This window comes from Streptomyces sp. NPDC040432 (assembly GCF_055595445.1).
This window is the reverse complement of record NZ_JBVIVP010000005.1, coordinates 428,288-448,986: the sequence shown is the minus strand read 5'-3', so window position 1 is coordinate 448,986 and position 20,699 is coordinate 428,288. Positions and strand designations below refer to the sequence as shown.

General features: G+C 72.5%; 18 protein-coding genes and 1 riboswitch. Of the genes, 8 read left to right on the top strand and 10 right to left on the bottom strand.

All coding sequences use genetic code 11. The features are described 5' to 3' along the window. Positions 1-70: 70 nt before the first annotated feature. Positions 71-1,507: an amino acid permease gene (locus ACZ58N_RS15065; RefSeq protein ID WP_471159111.1), complete on the top strand. Its 1,437-nt coding sequence runs from the start codon at positions 71-73 to the stop codon at positions 1,505-1,507. Between the two features lie 88 nt (positions 1,508-1,595). Here ACZ58N_RS15065 and ACZ58N_RS15060 read toward each other — a convergent pair whose 3' ends face one another. Beyond that, positions 1,596-3,170 carry an RNA polymerase sigma factor gene (locus ACZ58N_RS15060; RefSeq protein WP_471159109.1) on the bottom strand — a complete coding sequence of 525 codons (1,575 nt, stop codon included), beginning with the start codon at positions 3,168-3,170 and terminating at the stop codon, positions 1,596-1,598. Between the two features lie 236 nt (positions 3,171-3,406). After that, the gene (locus ACZ58N_RS15055; protein ID WP_471159107.1) at positions 3,407-4,168 is read right to left on the bottom strand and encodes a methyltransferase domain-containing protein; all 762 of its coding nucleotides are present in this window, start codon (positions 4,166-4,168) and stop codon (positions 3,407-3,409) included. Positions 4,169-4,225: 57 nt separating this feature from the next. Further along, positions 4,226-4,318: riboswitch (ZMP/ZTP riboswitch) on the top strand. Positions 4,319-4,345: 27 nt separating this feature from the next. On the opposite strand from ACZ58N_RS15055, the gene ACZ58N_RS15050 reads away from it, so the two are divergent. The 5 genes from ACZ58N_RS15050 to ACZ58N_RS15030 all read left to right on the top strand — a co-directional run bounded on the left by ACZ58N_RS15050 (position 4,346) and on the right by ACZ58N_RS15030 (position 8,799). Further along, complete coding sequence (locus tag ACZ58N_RS15050) at positions 4,346-5,215, top strand: bifunctional 5,10-methylenetetrahydrofolate dehydrogenase/5,10-methenyltetrahydrofolate cyclohydrolase (RefSeq protein ID WP_471159105.1); 870 nt, start codon at positions 4,346-4,348, stop codon at positions 5,213-5,215. A gap of 174 nt (positions 5,216-5,389) precedes the next feature. Continuing rightward, positions 5,390-6,007 carry a TOPRIM nucleotidyl transferase/hydrolase domain-containing protein gene (locus ACZ58N_RS15045; RefSeq protein WP_471159103.1) on the top strand — a complete coding sequence of 206 codons (618 nt, stop codon included), beginning with the start codon at positions 5,390-5,392 and terminating at the stop codon, positions 6,005-6,007. 147 nt (positions 6,008-6,154) lie between these two features. Continuing rightward, positions 6,155-6,814, top strand: a complete 660-nt coding sequence (locus tag ACZ58N_RS15040) for a hypothetical protein (RefSeq protein WP_471159101.1) — start codon at positions 6,155-6,157, stop codon at positions 6,812-6,814. Between the two features lie 72 nt (positions 6,815-6,886). Beyond that, positions 6,887-8,152 (top strand): DUF6357 family protein, encoded by a 1,266-nt coding sequence (locus tag ACZ58N_RS15035; protein ID WP_471159099.1) that lies wholly within the window; start codon positions 6,887-6,889, stop codon positions 8,150-8,152. Positions 8,153-8,373: 221 nt separating this feature from the next. Continuing rightward, positions 8,374-8,799 carry a hypothetical protein gene (locus ACZ58N_RS15030; protein ID WP_471159097.1) on the top strand — a complete coding sequence of 142 codons (426 nt, stop codon included), beginning with the start codon at positions 8,374-8,376 and terminating at the stop codon, positions 8,797-8,799. On the opposite strand, the gene ACZ58N_RS15025 is transcribed toward ACZ58N_RS15030, so the two are convergent. After that, complete coding sequence (locus ACZ58N_RS15025; protein ID WP_471159095.1) at positions 8,785-9,573, bottom strand: helix-turn-helix domain-containing protein; 789 nt, start codon at positions 9,571-9,573, stop codon at positions 8,785-8,787. The two genes, ACZ58N_RS15030 and ACZ58N_RS15025, sit on opposite strands and share 15 nt — an antisense overlap. A gap of 156 nt (positions 9,574-9,729) precedes the next feature. On the opposite strand from ACZ58N_RS15025, the gene ACZ58N_RS15020 reads away from it, so the two are divergent. Beyond that, positions 9,730-10,035, top strand: a complete 306-nt coding sequence (locus ACZ58N_RS15020) for a 4a-hydroxytetrahydrobiopterin dehydratase (RefSeq protein ID WP_471159093.1) — start codon at positions 9,730-9,732, stop codon at positions 10,033-10,035. Positions 10,036-10,071: 36 nt separating this feature from the next. Here the strand turns inward: ACZ58N_RS15020 and ACZ58N_RS15015 are convergent, their stop codons facing one another. The 7 genes from ACZ58N_RS15015 to ACZ58N_RS14985 form a co-directional block, all read right to left on the bottom strand. Next, a complete protein-coding gene (locus ACZ58N_RS15015) occupies positions 10,072-10,497 on the bottom strand; it encodes an RICIN domain-containing protein (protein WP_471159091.1) in 426 nt (141 codons plus the stop codon). Between the two features lie 10 nt (positions 10,498-10,507). After that, positions 10,508-11,356, bottom strand: coding sequence for an aldo/keto reductase (locus ACZ58N_RS15010; RefSeq protein WP_471159089.1), 849 nt, complete (start codon positions 11,354-11,356; stop codon positions 10,508-10,510). 168 nt (positions 11,357-11,524) lie between these two features. After that, a complete protein-coding gene (locus tag ACZ58N_RS15005; protein ID WP_471159087.1) occupies positions 11,525-12,298 on the bottom strand; it encodes an ABC transporter ATP-binding protein in 774 nt (257 codons plus the stop codon). Further along, positions 12,295-15,150, bottom strand: a complete 2,856-nt coding sequence (locus ACZ58N_RS15000; RefSeq protein ID WP_471159086.1) for an ABC transporter permease subunit — start codon at positions 15,148-15,150, stop codon at positions 12,295-12,297. Before ACZ58N_RS15000 ends, ACZ58N_RS15005 begins: the two co-directional genes overlap by 4 nt. A 16-nt stretch (positions 15,151-15,166) precedes the next feature. Beyond that, positions 15,167-16,432, bottom strand: coding sequence for an ABC transporter substrate-binding protein (locus tag ACZ58N_RS14995; RefSeq protein ID WP_471159084.1), 1,266 nt, complete (start codon positions 16,430-16,432; stop codon positions 15,167-15,169). 114 nt (positions 16,433-16,546) lie between these two features. Beyond that, the gene (locus ACZ58N_RS14990; protein WP_471159254.1) at positions 16,547-18,370 is read right to left on the bottom strand and encodes an AMP-dependent synthetase/ligase; all 1,824 of its coding nucleotides are present in this window, start codon (positions 18,368-18,370) and stop codon (positions 16,547-16,549) included. Positions 18,371-18,570: 200 nt separating this feature from the next. After that, positions 18,571-19,422: a LysR substrate-binding domain-containing protein gene (locus tag ACZ58N_RS14985; RefSeq protein WP_471159082.1), complete on the bottom strand. Its 852-nt coding sequence runs from the start codon at positions 19,420-19,422 to the stop codon at positions 18,571-18,573. 239 nt (positions 19,423-19,661) lie between these two features. Here ACZ58N_RS14985 and ACZ58N_RS14980 point away from each other — a divergent pair, with 239 nt between their 5' ends. Continuing rightward, the gene (locus tag ACZ58N_RS14980; RefSeq protein ID WP_471159080.1) at positions 19,662-20,699 is read left to right on the top strand and encodes a bile acid:sodium symporter family protein; all 1,038 of its coding nucleotides are present in this window, start codon (positions 19,662-19,664) and stop codon (positions 20,697-20,699) included.

Below are 20,699 nucleotides of genomic sequence, written 5' to 3'. Positions count from 1 at the left end.
TACGCGGTTCACGGTGGTCGACCATGGGGCGTCCTGCCCAACATGTGAGACATTCCGAGGCGCACCACCGATGACCTGCACCGCAGCCCCGACCACCACCGGGGCCACGGTCCCCGCGGAGGTCGCGGACCCCACCGACCCCACCGACCCCCACGATCACGGCGATGCCGCCCGCCGCGACGGCGGCCCCCACGCCCGCCGCTTCGGCCTCCCGGTCGCCCTCTGTCTGGTCATGGGCAACATCATCGGCGGCGGGATCTTCCTGCTGCCGGCCTCGGTGGCGCCCTTCGGCACCATCAGCCTCGTCGCCTTCGCCGTCCTGACCCTCGGCGCGATATCCCTGGCCCTGGTCTTCGGCCGGCTCGCCGAACGGCACCCGCGCACCGGAGGCCCGTACGTCTACGTCCGCGCCGCGTTCGGCGACTTCGCGGGCTTCCTCGCCGCCTACAGCTACTGGATCACCACCTGGGTCTCGAACGCGGCCCTCGCGGTGGCGGCCGTCGGCTACCTCGCGGTGCTGTTCCCCGCGATCGGGGAACACAAGTGGTCCATGTGCCTGGCGGCGCTCGCCGTCCAGTGGCTGCCCGCCCTCGCCAACCTGGCGGGCACCCGGTACGTGGGCGCCGTCCAGGTCGTGGCGACCGTACTGAAGCTGGCTCCGCTGCTGCTGGTCGCCATCGGCGGGCTGTTCCACTTCGACCCGGCGAACCTCGGCCCGTTCCGCGCCACGGACGGGAGCGCGGTCGGAGCCGTCTCCGCGTCCGCCGCGATCCTGCTCTTCAGCTACCTGGGCGTCGAGTCGGCCGCCGTCAGCGCCGGCGAGGTCCGCGATCCGGCCCGCAACGTCGCCCGCGCCACCGTCCTCGGCACCGTCGGCGCGGCCACCGTCTACCTGCTCGGCACCCTCGCCGTGTTCGGTCTGGTCTCCCACGACGCGTTGGTCTCCTCGCAGGCCCCCTTCAGCGACGCCGTCGACGCCATGTTCGGCGGTACCTGGGGTGGCACGCTCGTCGCCTGCGCGGCGGTGGTGTCGATGGTCGGCGCGCTCAACGGATGGACCCTGCTCAGTGCGCAGACCCCGTACGCGGCGGCCCGGGACGGGCTCTTCCCGAAGGTCTTCGCGGTCAGGCGCCGCGGCGTCCCGGTGGTGGGCGTCCTCGTCACCGTGGTCCTGGCGTCCGGCCTCACCGTCTACAACTACACGGCCGGTTCCGAGGGCGTCTTCGAGGTCCTGGTCCTCGTCACGACCTTCACCGCGACCGTCCCGTACCTGCTGTCGACGGCCGCGCAGCTCCACTTCCTCGCCTCGGGTCGCGCCGACGAGGTCTCGCGCGGTCGCCTGGTCCGCGACGCCTCGATGGCCTGCCTGGCCTTCGGCTTCTCCATGTGGCTGGTCGCGGGCTCCGGCCACGCGGCCGTCTACCAGGGCGTCCTGTTCCTCTTCGCGGGCGTGCTCGTGCACGCCCTGATGGCCGCCCGCCGCCGGACCACCGAACCCGCCGGGTAGGAACCCGGAAGCGGGCGGGAAAGCGGAAAACCCCGCGGATCCGGGACGAGCGCGCTCGTCCCGGATCCGCGGGGTTCCTCCCGACGGATCAGTCGAGGTAGTCGCGCAGCACCTGCGAACGCGACGGGTGGCGCAGCTTCGACATGGTCTTGGACTCGATCTGGCGGATGCGCTCACGGGTGACCCCGTACACGCGGCCGATCTCGTCCAGCGTCTTCGGCTGGCCGTCGTTGAGGCCGTAGCGCATGGAGACCACGCCCGCCTCGCGCTCGGAGAGCGTCCCCAGGATCGACTGGAGCTGCTCCTGGAGGAACGTGAACGACACCGCGTCGGCCGGCACGACCGCCTCGGAGTCCTCGATGAGGTCACCGAACTCGCTGTCGCCCTCCTCACCCAGCGGGGTGTGCAGGGAGATCGGCTCGCGGCCGTACTTCTGGACCTCGATGACCTTCTCGGGGGTCATGTCGAGTTCCTTGCCCAGCTCCTCCGGAGTGGGCTCCCGACCGAGGTCCTGGAGCATCTGACGCTGCACGCGGGCGAGCTTGTTGATGATCTCGACCATGTGGACGGGGATGCGGATGGTGCGCGACTGGTCGGCCATGGCACGCGTGATCGCCTGCCGGATCCACCAGGTCGCGTACGTGGAGAACTTGAAGCCCTTGGTGTAGTCGAACTTCTCCACCGCGCGGATCAGACCGACGTTGCCCTCCTGGATCAGGTCCAGGAAGAGCATGCCGCGGCCCGTGTAGCGCTTGGCCAGGGAGACCACGAGGCGGAGGTTGGCCTCCAGCAGGTGGTTCTTGGCCCGGCGGCCGTCCTCGACGAGGATCTCCAGCTCGCGCTTGAACGCGGGCTTGTGGTCCTCCTCCTCTTCGAGCTTGTACTCGGAGAACAGGCCCGCCTCGATGCGCTTGGCGAGCTCGACCTCCTGCTCGGCGTTGAGGAGCGGCACCTTGCCGATCAGCTTCAGGTAGTCCTTGACGGGGTCGGCGGTGGCACCGGCCACCATGACCGTCTGCGCCGGGGCGTCGTCCTCGTCGTCGTCGGACAGGACGAAGCCCTGGGTTCCGCCGGTCTTGGGCGCCTCCTCCTCGGGCTCGTCGGCGAGGTCCTCGGCTGCCCAGTCCTCACCCTCGGCGGCGGGGGTCTCGCCCTCGTCGGAGTCCTTCGCGCCCTTCTTGGTCGCGGCGGTCTTCTTGGTCGCCGTCGCCTTCTTGGCGGCGGTCTTCTTGACCGTGCGCTTCTTGGGCTCGGCGGCGGCCTCGGCCGCCTCCTCGCCCTCGGCGCCGGTCGACGAAGCGGATATCGCCGCCGCGGTGGCCGGGGCTGCCGTCTTGCGCGCGCCGATGGGGCGCGGCGCGGCGGCCGCCTTCTTGGTCACGGTGCGGGCCGGGGCCGCCGCCGCCTTGCGGGGCTTCTTCGCGGGAGCCTTGGTGGCGGGGGCGGCGCTGACGTGGAGGGCGACGCCCTCCTCGTCCAGGACCTGGTTCAGGCTGCGCAGGACCCGCTTCCACTGGTCCACCGGGATGCGGCCGGCCTCGAAGGCCTGGCGCACGTCGTCACCGTTGATGTGACCCTGCTCGCGGCCGCGCTCGACGAGCGTGACGAGGGCCTCCGATTCGGCGATCTCCGGAGGGAACGTACGGGACGGGCTGAGCGACACAAGGAGCCTCTCGTTGCGAACAGATAAGGGGTGAGCGGGACATCATCGCGCGAACTCGGGAAACAGACCCGAGGGGGGTCTGTATTCCGGGGCCGCGCGAGGACACCTGTCGGTTCATCGCATGCCCGAGTCGATTCGTTACGCGCTGAATTGAGTGACCTGCGCCACGCTGTGGCCGCGCAACCGATCCGGCGAAGATCCGTCCGCTCCGCGAACGCCTTTCCGTAGGCCTCCTCTCAGTCCGTTTTGCGGGCTTCGATGAGGAAACGGGCGGTGTGCGCGACGAACGGGCCCTCGCGCCCGATCCGTTCGTGGAGCTCGCGCAGCCGGTCCCGGTACTGCCCGACCGTGAAGCCGGGCACCATCCAGATCACCTTCCGTAGAAAGTAGATCACGGCTCCGATGTCATGGAACTCCGTCCGTAGTCGTTCGGAACGCAGATCGACCACTTCCAGGCCCGCCTTCGTGGCGTCGGCGACGGCGTCGTCGGGGTGCCTGCCGCGCCGGACGTGATCCGGCTGCGGACCGAGGAAGTACTCGACGAGCTCGAAGACGCTCGCCGGGCCGACCTGCTGGGAGAGGTAGGTGCCGCCCGGTGTCAGTACCCGGGCGATCTCGTCCCACCAGATGGTCACCGGGTGTCGACTGGTGACCAGCTCGAAGGCCCCGTCGCCGAAGGGCAGCGGGGGTTCGTCGGCGTCGGCGACCACCACCGCGCCCAGCGGGTGCAGCAGGCGGGTCGCCCTGTCGATGTTCGGCGGCCACGATTCGGTGGCCGCCATCAGAGGTGGCAGCGGGCCCGCCCCGGCGAGCACCTCACCGCCCCCGGTCTGGACGTCGAGGGCGGAGCGCACCAGGGCCAGACGCTCCCCGAGGAGCCGCTGGTAGCCCCATGAGGGCCGTTGCTCGGTCGCCCGCCCGTCGAGCCAGGAGAAGTCCCAGCCGTCGACGGACACGGATTCGGCCTCGGCGACGAGATGGTCGAAAGTGCGCGTCATGTCTCGATCGTCCCAGCTCCGACGCCGAGGAACCAGTGGATAAGTCGACTACAGTGGGCGGCGGGCCGTGACTGGCGTTCGGGTGGATCACCACCGGGGAGCGGCCCGGCGTACGCCGTACGTCGACTGCCGCGCGCCTGGGCGAACCGCGATCCGCAGCGACGTTCAGGAGACCCCATGACGACCGCCACTGCCCGGCTGATGGACGGCACCGCCGTCGCCCGCCGTATCTCGGAGCAGACCGCCGCCCACGCGGCGAAGATCACCGAGCGCACCGGCACCGCCCCCTGCCTGGCCACCGTCCTCGTCGGCGAGGACCCGGCCTCCGTCACGTACGTGCGCATGAAGCAGAACCGTTGCGCCAAGGCCGGGATCACCTCCCGCCACGTGGAGCTGCCGGCGACCACCACGACCGACGAACTGATCGCCACGCTCACCGAGCTCTCCGAGGACCCGCTGATCAGCGGCATCCTGCTGCAACACCCGGTCCCGCACCACATCGACGAGCGCGCCGCCTTCGAGGCCATCGCCCCGGGCAAGGACGTCGACGGGGTCACCATGCACTCCTTCGCGGCCATGGGCTTCGGGCTGCCCGGCTTCGTCTCCTGCACGCCCGGCGGGATCATGCGCCTGCTGGAGGCCTACGACGTCGACCTCACCGGCAAACACGCCGTGGTCGTCGGCCGCAGCGCCATCCTCGGCAAGCCCGCCGGGATGCTCCTGCTGGAGCGCAACGCCACGGTCACCTACTGTCACTCCCGCACGGTCGACCTGCCGTCGATCGTGCGCCAGGCGGACGTCCTGGTCGCCGCCGTCGGCAAGGCCGAGTTCATTCGCGGCGAGGACATCAAGCCGGGCGCCGTCGTCCTGGACGCCGGCTACAACGAGGGCAACGTCGGCGACGTCCACTTCGAGTCGGCCGCGGCCCGCGCCTCCCTGATCACCCCCGTGCCCGGTGGCGTCGGCCCGATGACCATCGCCGTCCTGCTGGAGCAGACCGTGCAGGCCGCCGCCGCGCAGGCCGGCCTGGACCTCGCGACCCTCTGACCGCGCCGCACACGACGAAGCGCGACGTACGGCGAACGCCCCGGACCCCTCGGTCCGGGGCGTCCCGCTTTCCCGGCGCGCCGTAGGCACGGGCGGGCGGGGAGGAGGACGGTGTGCGGCGGGGCCGCCGGATAATTCCGTGCCGCGCCGCCGGTCGCAGGGCAGACTCGCCGCATGGTGGACATGTGGGCGTTCCGGGACGCCGTGAACAACTGGGCGGCCGGCGGGCCCGGCGGCCCGGCCGGTGACCTGGCGGCGCGGCTCGGGCTGCGGACGGCGGTGCTGCTGGAGGGGCCGAGCGACCTCGAAGCCGTCGAGGCCCTGGCCGAACGGCACGGCCGGGACCTCGCGGCCGAAGGGGTGTCCGTCGTGTCGATGAGCGGAGCGATGAACGTCGCCCGCTACGCCGGTCTGCTCGGGCCGCCCGGACTGGGCCTGCGCCTGACCGGACTGTGCGACGAGAACGAACGGGGCTTCTACGAGCGCGGCTTGGATCGGGCCGGAGCGCCCGGTGCCGCCTTCTTCGTGTGCGTCGCGGACCTGGAGGACGAACTGATCCGCACGCTCGGCACGGCGCGCGTGGAGGAGATCATCGAGGCCGAGGGCGACCTGCGCGCCTGGCAGACCCTGCTGCACCAGCCCGCCCACCAAGGGCGGCCCCGGCAGCGGCTGCTGCGACGCTTCCTCGGGACGAGGAAGGGCCGCAAGATCCGCTACGGCCGCCTCCTGGTGGAGTCCCTCGCGCCGGGTCAGGTCCCGCCCCCGCTCGCCGACCTCCTGGAAAGCCTCTGACCGTGCCGTCCCCGCGGCCCGCCCCGCGGGCGTCGCGCAGGGGGAGCGCGCGTGCGGGCCGCGGTCAGCACGTCGATGCCGGCCGGTCCACGTCCGCGCCGGCTCGATTACGCTGGTCGAGCCCCCGCCCGTGAACGAAGGACGCGCATGGCCCGCCCCTACAAGCCCGGACCGAAACAGTTCGTCTTCGCCGTCGGCGGTGGAGGTGACGCCCAGGAGGTCTCCGTCGGCGACGCCCAGGAAGCCTACGTGGCGTTCTCCGAGTACTTCCGCGGCCGGGATTCCGACACCTACACCATCGAGGACGAGGCGTCGGGCCAGAGCCTGGTGCTCATGCCCGGGCGAGGAGTGATCTCCCGGACGAAGGACGCGGCGGACGGGCCCCGGTCGGAACACCTCCTGGTCGACAGGGGCAATCGCTTCCTTCCGGGCGCGATGCTGTTCTTCGAGAACGGATACGCCGGCCTCGACCGCTTCGGCCAGTGGTTCTCCGACCTCGCCGACCTCGACGCGTCACCGGAGACCCGGGGCGCCGCCCGCGCCGCCACGATCACGACGGAATCGGCGGCGATCGAGGAAATCGCTCGGATCTGGGCCGACTCCGGCATCGTGGACCCGAGCGACCAGTACCACGTCTTCTTCGACTCGCACGGTGTCGACGACGACCGGGCCGAACGGGCGGTGGTGCTCAAGTTGATCGAGTTCCTCGGCTTGGAACGGGTCGACGCCCCGGCCGACGCCGCCGGGGGCGAGGTCTGGGTGCGCACCGACGCGCGCCTCGACGCCGCATGCGCACGGTGGTCGTGAACGGACGGTGCGGGGCGGGCCCGCGACGTCGCCGTGATGCCCGCCGGTGCCGTTCCCGGAGGGGCTGAGTCCATGGGCGACATCGTCTTCACACGGCGGAGCGGCTGGATACCGAACGTCATCAGCGAGGCCGGCGGGCTGAAACTGATGCTCGGTGCCGGGGCCGACGCCAACCACGACCCCCGCACGTTCAAGTTCCCGATCGGCGAGGCCCACCTCGCGGTGATCCGGGACGACCTGGCCCGACACCTGCTGCTGTGGAGTGCGGTCCTCCCGTTGTGCGACGCCGCCGGAACCCGCGGCCGGCTCGACGAGGACGCCGCCGTCGCGCTCCTGGACCCGATCCTCCTCGCCGCGCCCGAGGACGTCGACGCGCTGTTCCGGCGCATCCCGTGGGAAAGGAGCCGGCTCGTCGCCCACGGCGCCGACATCGCTCTGCTCGACAGCGGTCGGGTGTGCGCGGCGATGCGCGGGGCGACGGAGACGGCGGACACGAAACGGGCCCAGGAACACCAGGCGGACCGCCGCCGCGCCGAGCGCGGAGCAGTGCTCGGCCCGCTCGATGCCGCCCTCCTGAGGTACACGGGCCGGTACGCGCACGGCGCGACGATCCCGAAGCGGTTGCCCGACGCCGTCGACGCAGCGCTGCTGCCCGAAGTCATGCGCGTGATCGCCACCGCCGAGCGGGCGTGCGCCGGAATGCGGATCGGCCGCGATCCGCGCCGGGGGAAGCGCGCCACGGACAGGAGCGACTGGGAGCGGATGGAGACGGCGGTCGGGACGGCCGTGCGCCGTGCGCACCCCGAGCTCGTCGACGACGGGGTGCGCACCGTGAGCATCCTGATGTGCTCGGAGGCCGCGAGCCGTGCCAGGAACGCACCCGTGGAGGACGACGAGGAGCCCGCGGGTCACCGCTGCGACCTCGGCGGGAGCGCGAGGAAGACGGCCCTGTCGTTCACCGACGACAAGGACGTCGAGAAGAAGTGGCGACAGGGCGGCCCGCGCGGCGCCGCCGCGGAGTTCTGGGAGTTCGTCGCCGATCGCGCAGGCTCCCACAACGAGGTGTTCACCATCGAGGACGAGGAGATGGGCGAAGGGATCCAGCTCCACTTCTACGCGGACTCCCTGGCCCGGATCACGACGCTGCGGGAGGGTGACGGGACGTCGGACCCGGAGTACCGGGTCGAGTACACCCTGGTCGACGGACTCGCCGGGTACCGGACCCTGGTGAGCGCCTTCACCCGCGGCGGTTGCGCCGCACTCGAACAGCACGGCCCCTGGATGTCGGACGTCGCCGAGTTCGAACGCGCCCGCCGCCGACGCCGCGGCGCCGGCTAGGCGGTCCCCTCCGGGCGGGGCGTGACCTCCCGCGTACAGGGAGCCCAGGAGCGGCGGGGCCCCTGCGCGGACGTCCTCCGGGGGCGCCCGTTACGTGGGAGGTAATCGACCCCGTCCCGGGTCGGCGGCACAGTGGGGGCATCGGGTTCCGGGGGCGCGCACTCGCCTCCGGGATCCGGCACCCCGCCCCGCGCGTCCGACTCCGATGGAGGCCCACCGCCATGTCCGCGACCCTGTTCGGCAACATCGCCCGTACCACCGTCCCGCAGACCGCCCTGCGCCGCTTCCTCGCGCTGGACGCGGTCGTCACCTCCGGGAACGGGCTGGCGTACGCGGCGTTCTCCACCCCGCTCGGCCGGCTGCTCGGCGTCGACGCGACGCTCCTGCTCGGCCTCGGGGTCTTCCTCCTCCTGTACGGCGCGGGCGTGGGCCTGCTCGCCTCCCGACCGCGCCCGGCGGCCTTCCCGGTGAAGGTCGTGATCGAGGCCAACTACGCCTGGGCGGTGCTCAGTCTCGTCGCGCTCTTCGTCGGCCCGGCCCCCACCGTCGCGGGTGCGGTGTGGATCCCGGCGCAGGCGTTGACCGTCGCCGCGTTCGCGCTGCTCCAGCAGCTGGCACTGCGCGCCTCGGGCTCAGGAGCCCGTTGAGCGCAGGTACTTCGCCGTCGCCGCGTCGGCCGGCAGGAGCGTTTCGATGGCCAACTCGGCGACGGTCACGTCCATCGGCGTGTTGAAGGTGGAGATGGACGACACGAAGGACAGGATCTCCCCGTCGTGTTCCAGCCGCAGCGGCAACGCGATGTAGGGGGTCGACTCCCGGGCCTCGGCGTCGCCGGGGCGGTCCGCCACCGGGTACGCGGAGACCTCGTCGTACAGGTCGCGCAGCGCGGGGGAGCGGGCCAGGGAGATCTGCCGCTCCATCTGCTCCAGCAGGTGACCCCGCCATTCGCGCAGGTTGTGGATCCGTCGGGCGAGGCCGTCCGGGTGCAGCGTGAGCCGCATGACGTTCAGCGGCGGGACGAGCAGGTGTTCCGGCATCCCGTCGAGGAGCATCATCACGGCCCGGTTCGCGGCGACGACGTCGTAGGTGGCGTCGACCACCAGTGCGGGGTACGGGTCGTAGGCCGTCATCAGCCGTTCCAGGCTCTCGCGGAGCACCTCCATGGCGGGGGCGTCCAGCGGGGTGTGCGCGTACCGGGGGGCGTAACCGGCCGCGACGAGCAGCGCGTTGCGGTCCCGGACCGGTACGTCGAGGTGCTCGGCCAGCCGCAGCACCATCTCCTCGCTCGGCCGGGACCGGCCGTTCTCCACGAAGCTGATGTGCCGTGACGAGGAGTCGGCCCGGCCCGCCAGTTCCAACTGGCTGATTCCGCGCCGCTCCCGCCAGGTCCGCAGCAGGTTTCCCACAGTCGCCGTCGTCATGGCTCCGACGGTAGCCGAGGACGGCTGCGGCGAGAGAGCCCCCGGGGACACGCACGCACCGCGCCGCGAAGGGGCCGCCGCGCACGGTGCTGTGCGAACCTTGACCCCACGTCACGGACGTACGACGGGCGTACCCGAGGGATGAGGAGCCGGTGCATGCCGAGTGAGCCGCTGTCGCAGAAGGAGATCGAGGACCGCCTGCGGGAACTTCCGGGCTGGGCCTTCGAGGACGACCGGATCGTCCGCACCTACCGGTTGGGCACGCACTTCGCGGCCAGTGCCCTGGTCGCGCACATCGCGGCCGTCCAGGACGAGTTGAACCACCACTCCGACCTCACCCTCGGCTACGACACCGTCCGGCTGTCGGTCAACAGCCACGACGCCGGCGGCGCCGTCACCGAGACCGACTTCGCGCTCGCCGAACGCGTCGAGACCCTCGCCCCGGCCCACGGCGCGCGCTGAGCCCTCCGCGGGGGCCGGGGGCCGGGGCCCGTTCCACTACACCGGCTCCAGCCGCCACCACTGGGACGGGGAGTCGGTGTCCTCCCCCTGGCGGGCCCGGCCCTCGTCGTCGGCCTCCAGGGGCAGCCCGCTGATGCAGGCGATCAGCGACACCACCCCCGGGTCGTCCAGGTGCTGCTCGACGAGCCACTCCTGGGCGCCGAAGGCGTTGGCCCACCACACCTGCACCCGCGCGCCGCTGTCGGTCGAGGCGTTGGCGACGTCCAGGCGCCGCTCGTTGTCCTCGCTCACCACATGGAAGATCCCGCCGCCGCTGTGCACGGGGGAGATCCGCCAGCGACGGGCGGGCGCGGGCGCGGGAGGCCCGTCGGGGCCGACCCGCACCCGCGAGGCGCCCTCCAACTGGAGCACCAGCCCGCTCTCGACGTTCCTGATCCGGTAGGTCCCGTCGGGAAGGTTCACGCCGGCGCCCTCAGACGTCGAAGACGGCCGGGTCCGGACCGATGCGACGGCCGGCCGCGGTCGCGCCCAGGGCGTCCAGCGCGGCGAGGTCGGCGGCGTCCAGCTCGAACCCGAAGACATCGAGGTTCTCCCGGATCCGGGAGGGGGTCACGGACTTCGGGATCACGACGTTGCCCAGCTGGAGGTGCCAGCGCAGCACCACCTGGGCGGCGGTGCGGCCGTGCCGGGCGGCGATCTCCGCGACCGCCGGCAGCGTCAGCAGCTCCTTGCCCTGGCCCAGCGGGGACCAGGCCTCGGTGACGATGCCCAGCTCCGCGTGCAGGGCGCGCAGCTCCTCCTGCGGGAACAGCGGGTGCAGCTCGATCTGGTTCACGGCGGGTACCAGGGCGCTCACCTCGCGGAGCCGCTCCAGATCCTGCGGACGGAAGTTCGACACGCCGACCGCCTTCGCGCGGCCGTCGGCGGCGATCTCCTCGAAGGTCTTCCAAATGGTGAGGAAGTCCTCGCGCATCGGGCGCGGCCAGTGGATCAGGTACAGGTCGACGTGGTCGACGGCCAGCTTGGAGAGCGATTCCTCGAACGCGCGCAGCACCGCGTCCCGGTCCCAGGTGTGCGACGGCCCGTTCCACAGTTTGGTGGTGACGAACAGCTCCGCGCGCGGTACCCCGGACGCGGCCAGCGCCCGCCCGGTACCGGCCTCGTTGCCGTATACGGCGGCCGTGTCGATGCTGCGGTAGCCCGCCTCCAGCGCGGTGCCGACGGCCTCCTGCGCCTCGGCGTCCGGGATCTGCCAGACGCCGTACCCGAGTCGGGGCATGAGCGTGCCGTTGTTGAGCTTGACGGTGGGGACCTGGTTCACGTCGGTCGATTCCCTCGGGTCGGTGCGGTCGGTGCGGTCGGTGCGGTCGGTGCGGTCGGTGCGGTCGTGGCCGCGCCGCGGTGTACGAGGGGCGACAACCGGCCCCCCGCACACCGTATTCCCGCCACCGGACGCGAGGCCCGCCGGCCGTCCGACCCGCGCGTCGTGTCACGTCGTACCGAGGTACGCCTCCCGCACCGCAGGGTTCGCACGCACCTCGGCCGGCGTCCCCTCCGCGAGGACCGCGCCGAGGTCCAGTGCGACGACCCGCGCGCACACGTCCATCACGAACGCCACGTTGTGCTCGACCAGCAGCACCGCGCAACCCTCCTCCTCCGCCAGGCGCCGCACCACCGCGGCGAGCTGCTCCCGTTCCGGCGCCGACATCCCGGACGCCGGCTCGTCGAGCAGCAACACCTTCGGCGGGTCGGCCACGGCACGGGCCAGTTCCGCCATCCGGGCCCGGCCGACGGGCAGCCCGCCGGCGTACTGGTCCCCGAGCGACCCGATCCCGCAGGACGCCAGGACCCGTTGCCCCCGCTCGCGCCGCTCCCGCTCCCGGCGGCGGCGCGCCGGGAGCGCCAACAGGTCGGCTCCGAGACCACCCCCGCCACCGCGCCACTCCTGTGCGACGAGCACGTTGTCCGCCACGCTGAGCTGCCCGAACAGCTGCTGGCGCTGGAACGTGCGCCGCATCCCGTGCCGGGCACGCCACACGGGGGAGCGGCGCGTGACGTCCGCCCCGTCGAGCAGGATCCGGCCGCGGTCGGGCCGCCGGATCCCGGACAGGACGTCGAACAGGGTCGTCTTCCCGGCCCCGTTCGGCCCGATCAGCCCGCACACCTCCCCGGCGCGGACCCCCACGTCCACGCCGGTCAGGGCCCTGACCCCGCCGAAGCGCACGTCGATCCCGCTCGCCTCCAGCACCCAGCCGCCGCTCATGGCACCATCCCCAGGTAGGCCTCGGTCAGCCGATCGGTCTCCACCTCGGCCCTGGGGCCGCACCAGGAGACCCGGCCCTGCGCGAGGTAGGCCACGGTGTCGGCGATCCCCAGGATCTCCGCCGCCTTCTCCTCGACCAGCAGCAACGCGGTACCGGCGTCCCGGATCTCCGTGAGGAGCCCGTACACCTCGTCCACCACGCGCGGCGCGAGGCCGAGCGAGGGCTCGTCCGCGATCAGCACCTGCGGCGGGCGCTCCAACAGCGGGGCGAGGGCCAGCATCTGCTGCTCCCCTCCCGACAGGGCCCCGGCCACCACCGCCCGGCGCTCCCCGAGTCGCGGGAAGCGGTCGTAGACGGCGGCCCGGGCGGCGGCCTCCGGGAGGTACAGGGCCAGGTTCTCCTCGATGGTGAGCGCGGGGAAGATGCCCCGCCCCTCCGGAGCCAGCAGCACCCCGGCCCGGGACCTGAGCACCGCCCCGTCCCCGGTGGCGTCCCGCCCGCCGACCAGGACCGTCCCCCCGGTGACGGGAAGCAGGCCGGCGGCGACCCGGCAGGCGGTGGACTTCCCGGCCCCGTTGGGCCCGAGCACCGCGAGGATCTCACCCCGACGGACCGTGAGCCCGACCCCGTGGAGGACGAGCCCTCCGTCGTACCCGGCGGTCACATCGAGCAGCTCCAGCGCGGGCACCGCCCGCGCACCAGCCCCGCCGCCTGCCGCCGCCCCGCGGCGTGCGTCGGCGGTCGTGCCGGGTGCCGCGCCGGTCCGCGCCCCGGGCCGGGTCCCCGGCCGACGGGCGGCCGGCACGGTCCCCGCCCCCGACGTCCCGCCGGCGGCCCCCGCCCCCGTCTCCGGCCCGGCCTTCGGCACGGTCCCGGCTCCCGGATCGGGCCCGGCCGTCGACGACGGAGCAGGCCCGGCCGGGACCCCGACGCCCGCGCTCGCAACGGCCGCCCGCCGGGCGCGGCGCACCGGAACGGCGGCGCAGTACCCGTCCGGATCGTTGGCGAGTGCCAGTCCCGCCAACCCGAACAGGATCACCGGAAGGTGCGCCGATTCCGTCACCCAGTCGGCCAGTACCCGCGGAGCCACGGCGAAGACCAGGCCCGCCACCACCGCGTACTGCGGCCGGCGGACCCCGGCCGCCACGACGACGGCGAGCCACACCAGCCCCGTCATGGCCGTGAAGTCGGTGGCCGTGATCCGGGTGTTGAACGAGGCGTACATGACGCCGCCGAAGCCCGCCAGTCCCGCCGACAGCATGAACAGCATCAGCTTCGTGCGCAGGACCGACACCCCGGACGCCATGGCCGCCGCGGGCGCCGACCGTACGGCGAGCATCGCCCGCCCCGACGGCGAATCGCGCAGCGCGCCCAGTGCGGCGGCCACGACGGCGGCCAGGACGACGAGCGCCACCCCGAAGGCCCGGTCGTCCGACAGGTCCAGCGGGCCGATCACCGGACGCGGGACGGACCAACCGGAGTCCCCGTTGCGCAGCCACCGCAACTGGAACAGCACCTGGTCGGCGAGGAAGGCCAGGGCCAGCGTGGCGAGCGCGAGGGAACGTCCGCCGAGCCGCAGCGCGGGCAGCGCGACCAGCGCCCCGAGCACGGCCGCCACGCAGGTGCCCACCGCCAGCGCCGCCACGAAGGGCCAGCCCCGGCTCATCAGGAGGCCCGCGACGAGCGCGGCCCCGGTGACGAAGGTGGCCTGGGCCAGCGAAACCATCGAGCCCAGCCCGGTCACCACGGTGAACGACATGAACACGAGCGCGATGGCCAGGCCCTGCGCGAGCAGCCCGGTCCAGAAGGGGGTCGTGACGGTGTAGAACGCCACGCACAGCAGGGCGGCGGCCACGGCCCACCCGCCCCACCGGCGCGTCCAGGACGCGCCCGCGAGGTGGTCCGGCGCCGGCACCTCGACGGCGGAGACCCCCGCGGCGCGGGCCCGTCGGGTCAGTACGAGCAGCCCCCCGAACAGGATCAGGAACGGTACCGCCGTGCGGAACCCGGTGATGCCCTCCGCGAAGGAGGCGTAGCCCGCGACCAGGTTCTGCAGGACGCCGAGCCCCAGCCCGCCCGCGAAGGCGAGCGGTACGGACGCGAACCGGCCGATGACGGCGGCGGTCGCCGACACGAACAGGAACAGGGTGAAGTCGTGGGCGGAGAGCCCCAACAGCGGGGTCGCCAGCACCCCGGCGAGGCCCGCCAGACCCGACGAGATCATCCACGCGATCGACGACAGCGGGTCGGCGCTGATGCCGCGCAGCTCGGTCAGCGAGCGGTTGTCGACGGCTGCCCGCAGCCGCAGGCCCAGGCGGGTGTGCCGCATCAGCACCCACAGGGCGACGGCCACCACGGCCGTGACGACCCAGGTGATCAGTTGGTCGGAGTCGACGCCGACGCCGTCCGCGAGCTGCCAGGACCTGGCCGGACTCGGGCCCACCCCGGGCAGCCCGAACTGGTTCTCGGCGGGCTCGACCGGCGCGCCCGCGTCGGCCAGCAGCTCCACCGTCCACAGTCCGGCGGCGGGCAGCGCCACGAGCAGTCCGATGGTCGCCACGATCTGGGCGGTCTCCCCGACTTTGGCGAGCCGCCGGAACATCAGCCGGTCCAGCCCCCAGCCGAGCCCGGGCGCCAGGACGCAGACCACCAGCAGCGCGGCGGGAACGGCCGGCCAGCCCAGCCCGGAGTGCAGCTCGTAGAAGGTGAGCGCGCACAGGTAGGCGGTCGCGCCGTGCGCGAAGTTGAACAGCCCGGACGCCGAGTACGACAGCACCAGCCCGGTGGCCAGCAGTGCGTACAGGGCGCCGGACACCAGGCCGCTCAGTACGAAGACGAGCAGGTCTTCCATCCCGCTGCCCCGGCCCTCAGGTGAAGGGGATCGGTTGGTGGCACTTGAACGGCACGGACACCTTGTACGTGCCGTCCTTCAGCTGTACGAGCGCCCCGCAGCCGAAGCTGTCCTTCTGCCCCTTCGGCTCCGACCGGTCGCCGACGAGGGTGCCGGTGTCGGAGAAGCCCTGCGCGGCGGCCTGGAACGAGGTGACGGTGAGGTCCTTCCCGGCCTTCTGCGCGATGGCCAGGAAGAGGTCGGCGGACATGTACCCGGTCAACATGTGCATGTTGAGGGGGACGTCCTGGCCGCCCGCCGCCGCCTTGATGTCCGCCTTGAACCGCGCCATGCCGGCGCTGTCCGACTCGAAGGGCTCGAACTGGAGCAACACGTGCACCCCGTCCAGGGCCTGCTTGGTGGCGTCCTTGGCGAGCAACCCCGGGTCGTAGTCCGTCGGGTCGGACAGCAGCCCCTTGTAGCCGCCGCGCTTGAGCGCGGTGAACAGGCCGATGTTGTTGGGGGTCTGCATGACGGAGACGACGGCGTCGGGGGCCTTGCCGCCGTTGCTGCCGAGGATGTCCTTGACGTACGCGGACCAGTCGCTGGGCACGGCGGTCGCCGGGACCGAGGCCTTGGCGTAGGACACTGTGAATCCGGCGCTGGTGAAGCCCTGCTGGAAGGTGCGGATGCCGAACTTCCCGGCGTCGCTGTCGTTCGCGATGATCGCCACGGACTTGCCCTGCTTGCCGCCGAGGACCTGGCCGATGCCCTCGGGCCAGGTCTGGTTGATGGTGCCGCCGGGGCTGGGGACCAGGCAGCCGTTGAACCCGTAGATGTGCTTGGGGCCGCAGAAGGACGGCAGGGTGCCCCAGCCGAAGGTGGGGACCTTCTCCTGTTCCAGGAAGTCCGCCCCGGAGAAGGTCACCGAGCTCATGGGGGAGACCGCGAAGACCTTGTCCTGCTGGACGAGTTTGCGGGCGGCGGCCAGGTTCTTGGCGGGGTCCTGGCCGTCGTCCTCGGCCCCGATGTAGTCGATCCGCCGGCCGTGGACGCCGCCCTCCGCGTTGGCCCGCAGGTAGCGGGCCTTGGCCCCGAGGTCGGTGTCCTTCTTGCTGTAGCCGCCGGCGCTCGTCATCGAGACGATCCCGCCCACTTTGATGGAATCGGCGCTCACCCCGCGAACGGTCGGATTTCCGCCGCCGGGCTTGCCCGGGTCGGTCCGGTCGGAGGCGGAGTTGCAGGCGGAGACGAGCGCGAGGGCGGCCGCCACTGCGGCCAGGGCGCGGATGGATCGAGGCATGGGTGGATCCCCCTCGGGTCGGAATCCCCGCATTCTGTGCGCGACCTGACGCACCGTCAATATCAATCACCAAGTAAAATGACGGACCGTCAGGTATGTCGTCCGGTACTCCCGTCACGCCGGGTACAGGCCCTCGACCTCCCGTGCGTACACCTTCTCGATCGCCCGGCGCTTCAGTTTCAGGGACGGGGTCAACAGCCCGCGCTCCTCCGTGAACTGCTCGGCCAGCACCCGGAAGGTCCGGATCCCCTCGGCCTGCGAGACCAGCGTGTTGGCCGCCACCACGGCCCGCCGCACCTCGGCCGCCAGCTCCGGATCCCCCACCACCTCGGTCGCCGTCAGTTGCGGCAGCCCCCGCAGCGACAACCAGTGCGCGACCCCCTCCATGTCCAGGGTCACCAGCGCCGCGATGTACGGCCGGTCGTTGCCCACCAGCACGCACTGCGACACCAGCGGATGCGAGCGCACCCGCTCCTCCAACGCGGTCGGCGCCACGCTCTTCCCGTTGGAGGTGACCAGGATCTCCTTCTTCCGGCCCGTGATGGTGAGGTACCCGTCCCGGTCGAGCCGGCCCAGGTCCCCGGTCGCCAGCCATCCGCCCCGCAGCACCTCCGCCGTCGCCCGCGGATCGTTCAGGTACCCGGAGAAGACGTGCCCGCCGTACAGCCACACCTCCCCGTCCTGCGCGATGTGGACCGAACTGCCCGGGATCGGCTGACCCACCGTCCCGTACTTCGTCGCCCCCGGCGGGTTCGCGGTCGCGGCCGCGGACGACTCCGTCAGGCCGTACCCCTCGAACACCCTGATCCCCGCGCCGTCGAAGAACAGCCCGAGCCGGCGCGACATCGCCGAGCCGCCCGACATCGCGTGCCGCACCCGGCCGCCCATGGCCTCCCGGACCTTCCCGTACACCAGCCTCTCGAACAACTGGTGCTCCATCCGCAGCCCCGCCGAGGGTCCCGACCCCGTCCCGAAGGCCTTCTCCTCCCGAGCCTCCGCGTACCGCACGGCCGTCTCCACCGCACGGTCGAACGGCCCGGCGCGTCCCTCCGACTCCGCCTTCCGGCGGGCCGCCGCGAACACCTTCTCGAAGACGTGCGGCACCCCCAGCACGAAGGTCGGCCGGAACGCGGCCAGGTCCGGCAGGAGCTCCGCCGCCGCCAACGCCGGCTGGTGCCCCAACTTCACCCGGGCCCGCACCGCAGCCACCTCGACCATCCGCCCGAAGACGTGCGCCAGCGGCAGGAACAACAGCGTCGACGGCTGCTCGCCCGGCCCCGCCCGGAACACCGGCTCCCAGCGCGCCACCATCGTGTCGGCCTCGTACATGAAGTTCGCGTGGGTGAGCACACAGCCCTTGGGTCTGCCCGTCGTCCCCGAGGTGTAGATGACCGTCGCCACGGCGTCCGGGGTGACGGCCCGCCGGTGCCGGTGCACCACGTCGTCGGCCACCGTGCGGCCGTCCGCCACCAGTTCCTCGACCGCGCCCGCGTCGAGCTGCCACAGGCGACGCAGCCCGGGCAGCCCCTCGATGCCCGATCCGACCGTCATCGCCTGGTCCTCGTCCTCCACCACGCACCCGACGCAGTCCGCGTCCTGGAGGATCCACTGGACCTGGTCCGCCGACGACGTCGGGTAGATCGGCACCGGCTGCGCCCCGATCGCCCACAGCGCGAAGTCGAACAACGTCCACTCGTAGCGCGTTCGGGACATCAGCGCGACCCGGTCCCCGAAGCGCATGCCCTGCGCGAGCAACCCCTTGGCCAGCGCGAGCACCTCCTCGGCCAACTCCCGCGAGGTCACGTCACACCACACCCCGCCCGCCTTGCGGCCGAGCACCACCCGGTCCGGGTCCTGCCCGGCGTACTCGAAGACCACGTCGGCCAGACCGCCGACCGGCACGCTCGTGACCACGGGTGGGACGGTGAACTCGCGCAACATCCCGCTCCTCTCCCTGGGGCGCCGCGACGCTACCCCACCGGACCCCGCGCCCGGCAGACCCCGGGAAACCTCCACAAGATCCCTACGGCCCGCCCGAGCCCCCGCCCGACGCCCCGGAAAACCGCTCCCGACCCGCTGCACACCACCTCGACCCCGCCGCCCCCGGCGAGGGCCCCGACGGCCGGTCCGCCGTCGGTCTAAGCCGGCCTGCTGAGGCGGTCCCCACCCGCGAGGACGGCGGCCGCCAGAGCCTCACCGGCCGGGGTCGGCCGCCGCCCCTGGAGCAGCGCGAACTCCACCGGCCCCAGCTCCGGCAGACCCCCCACCCGGGCCAGCCCGGGCGGGATCAACCCCTTGGCGTGCGCCATCACCCCCAACCCCGCGCGGGCCGCCGCGACGAGACCGCTCAGACTGCCGCTCGTACAGGCGATGCGCCAGGCCCGGCCCTCCCGCTCCAGCACCTCCAGCGCCCGGGCCCTGGTGATGCCCGGCGGAGGGAAGAGGATCAGCGGCACCGGACGCTCGGGATCCACCCGCAGCCCCTCCGCCCCGATCCACACCATCCGGTCCCGCCACACCAGCCGACCCCGCTCGTCCCCCGGTCCGCGCCGCTTGGCCAGCACCAGGTCCAGCCGCCCCGCGTCGAGCCGCTCGTGCAGCGTGCCCGACAGCTCCACCGACAGTTCCAGATCCACCTCGGGGTGCTCGTGCCGGAACCCCTCCAGGATCTCCGGCAGCCGGGTCAGGACGAAGTCCTCCGAGGCTCCGAACCGCAGCCGCCCGCGCAACCGGGTCCCCGTGAACCAGGCGGCCGCCCGCTCGTGCGCCTCCAGGATGGTCCGCGCGAACCCCAGCAGCGCCTCGCCGTCCTCCGTCAGCGCCACGCTGTGCGTGTCCCGGACGAAGAGCGCCCTCCCGGTGGCCCCCTCCAACCGCCGCACGTGCTGGCTGACCGTGGATTGCCGCACCCCGAGCCGGTCGGCGGCCTGCGTGAAGCTCAGCGTCTGGGCCACCGTGAGGAACGTACGCAACTGAACGGGGTCGTACATGCGGCCATGCTAGGGGCTGTCGTCAACAGCGCGTCGTCGCCCGGAGGGCGGCCCCGAGGCGTCGGGGCCGCTCGACCACGGTCATCGGATCACGTGATGACAGTCAGAGCAGTGTGCGGGTTTCGCGATGAGTAGGGATTCGCGACCATGGGCACGGGGCCCGCGCCGAATCCGACGCCGAGCCCCGCCGGCCCGGTCCGGCCCCGCCCGGACCACCCCCGACAGCAAGTGAGCCCCGCATGCGCCGCCCCCGACTGCCCTCCCGGCTCCCGCTGGACCCGTACATCCTCGCCCTGCTCGGGACGGTCGGCCTGGCCGCCCTGTTCCCCGCCCGGGGCGCGGCGGCCGGCGTCGCGAACGGAGCCGCGACCGGCGCGGTGGCCCTGCTCTTCTTCCTCTACGGAGCCCGCCTGTCGACCCGCGAGGCCGTCGAGGGGCTGCGCCACTGGAGGCTCCACCTCACCGTGCTGGCCGGCACCTTCGTCCTCTTCCCACTGCTCGGCCTGGCCGCCGGATTCCTCGTGCCCGGCCTGTTGACCCAACCCCTCTACAGCGGTCTGCTCTTCCTCTGCCTGGTCCCCTCGACCGTCCAGTCGTCCATCGCCTTCACCTCCATCGCACGCGGCAACGTCCCCGCCGCGATCTGCGCCGGATCCTTCTCCAGCCTCATCGGGATCGTCCTCACCCCCCTGCTCGCCGCCGCCCTGCTCGACAGCGGCTCGGGCGGGTTCTCCCTCGATTCCCTCCTGAAGATCGTCGTACAACTCCTGCTGCCGTTCCTCCTCGGCCAGCTCCTGCGCCCCTGGGTCGGAGGTTTCCTCGTCCGCCGTCGGCAGGTCCTCGGTTACGTCGACCGCGGCTCGATCCTGCTCGTCGTCTACGCCGCCTTCAGCGCGGGGATGGCGGCCGGGATCTGGCACCAGGTCAGCCTCCCGCGGCTCGGCGCGCTGATCCTCGTCGAGGCCGTGCTCCTCGCGGTGATGCTGCTGGTCACCTGGTACGGCTCCGAGCGCCTCGGGTTCGACCGCGAGGACCGCATCGCCATCCAGTTCGCCGGGTCGAAGAAGAGCCTCGCCGCCGGGCTGCCCATGGCCAGCGTCCTGTTCGGGGCCCAGGCCGGTCTCGCCGTACTGCCGTTGATGCTGTTCCACCAGATGCAGTTGATGGTCTGTGCGGTCCTGGCCCGACGACGCGCCCAGGACCCGGTGGCCGATGTCCCCGTCGATGTGGCGGAGGTCTCCCGCGCCGTCCAACACCCCGCCCCGCAGGGCCGGTAA